This is a genomic window from Pseudoalteromonas sp. S558 (assembly GCF_005886635.1).
GTDB lineage: Bacteria > Pseudomonadota > Gammaproteobacteria > Enterobacterales > Alteromonadaceae > Pseudoalteromonas > Pseudoalteromonas aliena.
Genome location: NZ_PNDU01000052.1, coordinates 1 through 6744, shown reverse-complemented (window position 1 = coordinate 6744; position 6744 = coordinate 1). Strand labels below are relative to the sequence as shown.

Genomic DNA, 6744 nt, shown 5'->3' with positions numbered 1-6744 from the left:
AAAAAAAATCTATCTCGAGCAGCTATTTTCAGCGCTAACTGCGTTGAATTTACTTGCAATAGGCCAGCTATTGACGCGTAAATTCGCCTTGTTTTCACTGAAAATCTCTTAACCAGAGCTCAGGTTAAATAATAATTAAAATACAAAAGGCCTTATAAATTTCTGCTTAAGTTTGTTTATCGTGCGTAAGGGTCGGCAAGTATTTTATCTACATACCATTTGCCTTTTGTATGTATCATATTTACGCTGCGCATCTCATCAACTTTTTTGCCATTAATATAACCGGTAAAAACAATATTAATTTTAGCTTTATCACCGTATTGTTCACGTAAGCTCGTATTCGATCTATCAACCTCAATAATCACTTCATCGTATTGCATGTTTATTAAGTTGCGCGCAAACTGTTTTGCAGTACCGTAGGATTTCATTATACGAGTAAGCCTAGGCGTTGCGTAAGCAGTGGCTTTTTGTAAGTCTTGTTGATTATATAATGCATCAAAGTAAGCGGCTGCTGAATCACCAGGACTGTCACTGGATACTTTAACATCGTCATTACACCCCAAAGTGAATAGACAGATTATTAGGCTAAGCAGGGTTACTATTTTTTTCATCATCATCGTTATAGTTATTTATTCAGTTTTTAAAGTGTGTAATTAAATAGTGAAGATGTAAAGAGGACGGGAAAGATTGGCTGTGAATATTTTTAATAAATAATAAAAAAAGGATGCAAAAGCATCCTTTTTTACAAAATGTTTTATTGAACGAGCTCTTGTTCACTAAATTCCTCATCAAACATTGGGCTTGATAAGTAACGCTCAGTAGCACTTGGTAAAATGACGACGATGTTTTTATCCGCATTTTCTGGCTTTTCGGCAATGCGTTTGGCTGCAACAACGGCAGCACCTGACGAAATACCGACTAAAATGCCTTCTTTTTTCATTAACTGATGCGCCATTGCAATTGCATCTTCGTTAGATACAAGCTCTGCACCATCAATTAGTGTCATATCTAGGTTACCAGGAATAAAGCCTGCACCAATGCCTTGAATTTTATGAGGGCCAGGCTTAATTTCTTCTCCTGCAAGCGTTTGGCTAATAACGGGAGAATTAGTTGGCTCAACGGCAATAGATTTAACGTTTAGGCCTTTTTCTGTTTTAAGGTAACGGTTAACACCGGTAATTGTACCGCCAGTACCCACACCCGCTACAAAAAAGTCTACTTTACCATCAAGGGCATCATAAATTTCAGGGCCCGTTGTTTCAAAGTGAATCTTAGGATTTGCCGGATTTTCAAATTGCTGTAATAAAATATATTTATTAGGTGCGGTTGCTTGAATTTCTTTTGCTTTTTCAATTGCGCCGTTCATACCTTTTGCACCGTCGGTAAGTACTAGGTTTGCACCTAGTGCTTTTAATAGCTTGCGACGCTCTAAACTCATGGTATTTGGCATAGTCAGCGTTAACTTGTAACCACGTGCTGCTGCAACAAATGCTAAAGCAATGCCTGTATTTCCAGACGTTGGTTCGATAAGTTCTTTATCTTTCGTTAGCTGGCCTGATTTTTCAGCTTCCCAAATCATTGATGCACCAATACGGCATTTGATACTAAAGCTAGGATTACGAGATTCAACTTTAGCGTATACATTCCCACCTGTAACACGGTTAAGTTTTACCAGCGGTGTATTACCGATGCTTAGTGAGTTATCTTCAAAAATAGTAGACATAATGTTCCTTTGGATACAATCTGATCAACGTATTAGCAGCCTTTGCTACTAACTATATAGACACACTTTACTGGGAGTTAAAAAAAACTAAAGTAAAGTTTGGCTATAACATATATCTATTGAGCTTATAACTAAGTGAAATAAAAATCCACAATAGCCGGCACTTTAGTTATTAAAGGTATGTGCAGAGGTCGCGCTTATTTTATTAGCATTTGAAATGCGGATGAAATCTATTCATTTACCCTATATTATCTGCAAAATCTTCATGTGTTGTTGATTATTTGTGCGAATGAACCACCGTTGAACAGTTTTATGACACAAGCTAAGTAAAACATGATAAAAACACGTATCTAAATTCAATAAAGCAATCACAATGAAGTTAATCTTAAAATTAATTGCCGGTATTGTTGCCGGTATTCTGGTCGGACTCTACGTACCAATTACGGGTGTTGAACTTTTATTTACGGTAAAAGAGCTGATAGGTCAAATTATCTCTTTTACTATTCCGCTTATTATTTTGTTTTTTATTGCATCGGGTATTGCAGGCCTACCAAAAGGGTCAGGGCACTTACTTGGTAAAACAGTCGGGTTTGCTTATAGCTCTACAATTATTGCAGGTACGCTTGCTTTTTTACTAGTGAGTGCTGTTATCCCATTTTTAAGTGGTGGCATAACATTCGAATCAGAAATCGCAACAGAAATAGGTAGCTTTATAGATTTAGAAATTCCACCACTTATGGGGGTTATGACCGCATTAGTTACTGCCTTTGTATTTGGTATAGGTATGAGTCAGCTAGAATTAGACACACTTAAAAAAGTGTCCGATCAGGGACGTGATGTTATTGATGGGCTTCTGTCAAAGGTAATTATTCCTGCTTTACCATTTTATATCGCGGGTGTATTTGCGGAAATGACAGTAGCGGGGACGGTGGTTGATACGCTGCAAACATTTGGTGTGGTATTAATTGCAGCACTTGTTATGCATTGGTTATGGTTAAGCGTTTTATACATAGCGACAGGTATCTTGCTTAAACGCAATCCAATCGAATTAGTGAAAAATATGCTACCTGCTTACTTTACGGCATTAGGGACTATGTCGAGTGCGGCAACAATTCCGGTATCACTGCAATCAAGTAAAGCAAATAATGTAAAAGAAGATGTAGCTAACTTTACTGTGCCGCTTTGCGCTACTATTCATCTATCTGGATCAACGATTACAATAGTAACTTGTGCAATGGCTGTTATGTTTTTATCGCCAAATATGGCAGTACCTTCATTAATGGAGATGATGCCATTTATTATGATGCTAGGTGTTGTTATGATTGCAGCCCCTGGTGCGCCAGGTGGGGCGGTTATGTCGGCGCTTGGGCTATTAACAAGCATGCTTGGCTTTAATGAAGGCGCAGTTGCATTAATGATTGCACTTTATTTAGCACAAGATAGCTTTGGTACTGCGTGTAATGTAACAGGTGATGGTATCATTGCATTATGGGTTGATCGTTTTAGCGATAAAAAATCATCTTAAACTATTAGGTTGAGGCAATAATATTAGTTATTGTCTCGCTTTATCTCTGTTTGTATGGCAAATTAATTTATTAAATTGCGTGTTGTTAGGTAAATGAGGATGTTCCATTGATTAATGTACTTTTAGTTGATGACCATGAACTTGTACGAACAGGAATCAAGCGTATTCTTGATGATGTGCGAGGGTTTAAAGTAATTGGCGAGGCTAAAACCGGCGAAGAGGCTGTGCAGTTCTGTCGTCAGCATGCGCCAAACATCGTATTAATGGATATGAACATGCCAGGTATGGGCGGATTAGAAGCGACTAAAAAGATTTGCCGCTATTGCCCTGATGTAAAAATCATTGTGCTTACTGTTAATTGTGAAGACCCATTTCCGAGCAAGGTAATGCAAATTGGCGCACATGGCTTTTTAACCAAAGGTGCAGGCTCTGACGAAATGGTCCGCGCTATTCGCTGTGTTCATGCTGGACAACGTTATATAGCCCCAGAAATTGCACAACAAATTGCATTAGCGCAAGTGACAGGTCGTACCGACGAAAACCCTTTTCAGAGTTTATCTGAGCGCGAACTACAAATTATGCTTATGATCACCAAAGGTGAAAAGGCACAAGATATAGCTGAGCGTTTAAACTTAAGTTCTAAAACAGTAAACAGTTATCGCTATCGCATGTTTGAAAAGCTAAATGTGGGTGGAGATGTTGAACTGACCCATTTGGCTATTCGTCATAAAATGATTGATATAGACGTGTCGTACTAATCATAATCTATGTCTGAATTTGATCATGCACATTTCCTTAAAACGCTATCAAGTGAGCCTGGTGTCTACCGTATGCTTGATAGTGGTGGCCAAGTTATTTATGTTGGAAAAGCCAAACACCTAAAAAAACGAGTCAGTAGTTACTTTAGAAGTAATATCACGGACAGTAAAACGCGTGTTTTAGTCAGTAATATTTGTGATATTGACGTCACACTTACCAATACTGAAACCGAAGCGCTGCTACTTGAAAATAATCTAATAAAAAAATACCAGCCTCGTTACAACATATTATTACGCGACGATAAGTCGTATCCTTATATTTTACTGACCAGCCATAAACACCCTCGTTTAGCTTTTCACCGGGGGAGTCGTAAAATTAAAGGCGAATACTTTGGGCCTTTCCCAAGCGCAGGCGCAGTATCTGAAAGCTTGCGGTTAATGCAAAAAATCTTTCCTGTTCGTCAATGCGAAGACGCTTATTACCGCGCAAGAAGTCGCCCATGCTTACAATACCAGCTTAAACGTTGCTCAGCGCCGTGCGTGAACAAAGTAACGGATGATGATTACAGTGAGCAAGTAGATTACGTACGTAAATTTTTAACGGGTAAATCTCACGAAGTTATTGCTGATTTAATAAAAAAAATGGAAGAAGCTAGCCAGCAACTCAATTTTGAGCTGGCGGCAAAAGTTCGCGACCAAATAATGCTACTTCGTAAAATGCAGGAGCAGCAGTCTATTTCGGGTAATTTTGCTGAAATGGATGTGGTAGGCTTTGCTCATTTGAATGGTTTAAACGGTATTCATTTATTAATGATCCGCGATCATAAAGTACTAGGTAGTAAAACGTACTTCCCAAAAGTGCCAAAAGATTCGAGTAAGCAAGAAATACTAACTTCATTTTTAGGGCAGTATTATTTAGCGCCTGGCGCGACAGGGCGTATTGCAAAAGAAATCATATTACCGTTTGAAATAGAAGAAAGCGGGGCTTTAGGTGAAGCCCTCACACAAATAAGTGAGCACAAAGTAACCCTTAAAGTAGTTACCCGTGGTGAACGCGCGCAATACTTACAACTCGCAAATAAAAATGCATTAAATAGTATTGCGGTTAAACAAAGTACCCAAGACTCTATTAATAAACGTTATGCACAATTAAAAGCAACGCTACGCCTTGATGATATAACACGGATGGAATGTTTTGATATAAGTCACACTATGGGAGAGAACACTGTTGCTAGTTGTGTTGTGTTTGATTCGCAAGGACCAAATACAAAAGAGTACAGGCGCTATAACGTAACGGGTATTACTGGTGGTGATGATTATGCAGCAATGGAGTTTGCACTTAACAAACGCTATAACAAGCTAGTAGACGAAGAAAAAATTCCTGACGTTATTTTTATAGATGGTGGTAAGGGGCAACTCGGGCGTGCTGAGCAGTACTTTTCTAATTGGTCGCATACAAAAATGCCTTTATTAGTTGGTGTAGCAAAGGGGACTAGTCGAAAGCCTGGTCTTGAAACACTATTAATAGATGGTGGCCGTAAGACTATTCCAATGGATTCGGATGCACCTGCGCTGCATTTAATCCAGCATATACGAGATGAGTCTCACCGCTTTGCCATTGCAGGGCACCGTAATAAACGACAGAAACAACGAACACAATCACTATTAGAAGAAATAAATGGAGTAGGTTCTAAGCGCCGCCAAACATTATTGAAATATTTAGGGGGCATGCAGGGGGTAAAAGCTGCTAATATAGAACAGTTAAAGAAAGTTCCTGGGATCAGCCCTGACATGGCTGAGAAGATATTTAACCATTTGCACGATAAGGGTTAGCCTTACATGCAATATAGCAAAAAAGACATATCCAAGTAGTTATGTGGAATATTCCAAACACACTCACAACCTTTAGACTTTTTCTTATCCCCATTTTTTTGGTGATATTTTATTTGCCTTATAGCTGGGCTTTTTTTGCTGCAGCCTTTATTTTTTGGCTTGCATCTATTACCGACATACTCGACGGTTATTTAGCAAGAAAGCTTGAGCAATCAACCCCTTTTGGTGCTTTTTTAGATCCTGTTGCTGATAAAGTCATGGTATGTGCAGCACTTGTCGCATTATCTGAACAATATCAATCAATGTATATGACAATACCGGCCCTCATTATAATAAGTCGTGAAATAATTATTTCTGCACTTCGTGAATGGATGGCAGAGCAAGGTAAACGCGGTAACGTAGCTGTGTCAAATATGGGTAAAATAAAGACAGCTGCGCAAATGTTAGCCATTATCGGTTTGATTTGGCAATACGATACGTGGATGAACTATTTAAGTTTTGGGTTATTGTATATAGCCACCTTTTTAACTTTGAGTTCTATGCTGCAATATTTACGCGCAGCGTGGGATGAATTGACTAAAAACTAGCTCTAAATGTATAATAACGCAGCATTTTAGATAAAAAACAAGCAAACAGTTCAAAACTAGCATTTTTTATATTGACGCGTTTAATAATCTCTGTAGAATGCGTCCGTGTTGAGAGGGCATAGCCCCCGAGATAAACAAAACGGTAATTAATTGGTTACCTGAATGCTCACATAAATCATCATGTGTTAATTCAAATAGCTGATAATAAAATGCGGTACTAGCTCAGTTGGTAGAGCGCGACCTTGCCAAGGTCGAGGTCACGAGTTCGAGCCTCGTGTACCGCTCCAAATTAATCTCAAGGTTATTACCCCGCACTGG

Annotated in this window: 6 protein-coding genes and 1 tRNA gene; 5 read left to right on the top strand and 2 right to left on the bottom strand. The window is 38.8% G+C overall.

The genetic code is table 11. The features are described 5' to 3' along the window. Positions 1-176 precede the first annotated feature (176 nt). Entirely contained in the window at positions 177-611 is a 435-nt protein-coding gene (locus tag CWB66_RS03820) for a hypothetical protein (RefSeq protein WP_077537563.1), read from the bottom strand. A gap of 143 nt (positions 612-754) precedes the next feature. After that, on the bottom strand, positions 755-1723 hold the full coding sequence (gene cysK, locus CWB66_RS03815) for a cysteine synthase A (protein ID WP_138584394.1): 969 nt from the start codon (positions 1721-1723) through the stop codon (positions 755-757). 373 nt (positions 1724-2096) lie between these two features. On the opposite strand from cysK, the gene CWB66_RS03810 reads away from it, so the two are divergent. From CWB66_RS03810 to CWB66_RS03790, 5 genes are all read left to right on the top strand, one after another. Then, positions 2097-3248 (top strand): dicarboxylate/amino acid:cation symporter, encoded by a 1152-nt coding sequence (locus CWB66_RS03810; protein ID WP_077537565.1) that lies wholly within the window; start codon positions 2097-2099, stop codon positions 3246-3248. A gap of 107 nt (positions 3249-3355) precedes the next feature. Then, positions 3356-4006 (top strand): UvrY/SirA/GacA family response regulator transcription factor, encoded by a 651-nt coding sequence (gene uvrY / locus CWB66_RS03805; protein WP_007377972.1) that lies wholly within the window; start codon positions 3356-3358, stop codon positions 4004-4006. A gap of 9 nt (positions 4007-4015) precedes the next feature. Further along, complete coding sequence (uvrC, locus tag CWB66_RS03800) at positions 4016-5839, top strand: excinuclease ABC subunit UvrC (RefSeq protein WP_138584393.1); 1824 nt, start codon at positions 4016-4018, stop codon at positions 5837-5839. Between the two features lie 41 nt (positions 5840-5880). Beyond that, entirely contained in the window at positions 5881-6426 is a 546-nt protein-coding gene (gene pgsA, locus CWB66_RS03795; RefSeq protein ID WP_138584392.1) for a CDP-diacylglycerol--glycerol-3-phosphate 3-phosphatidyltransferase, read from the top strand. A 211-nt stretch (positions 6427-6637) separates the two neighbouring features. Continuing rightward, positions 6638-6713: transfer RNA gene (locus CWB66_RS03790), tRNA-Gly, on the top strand. The last annotated feature ends 31 nt before the right edge of the window (positions 6714-6744 follow it).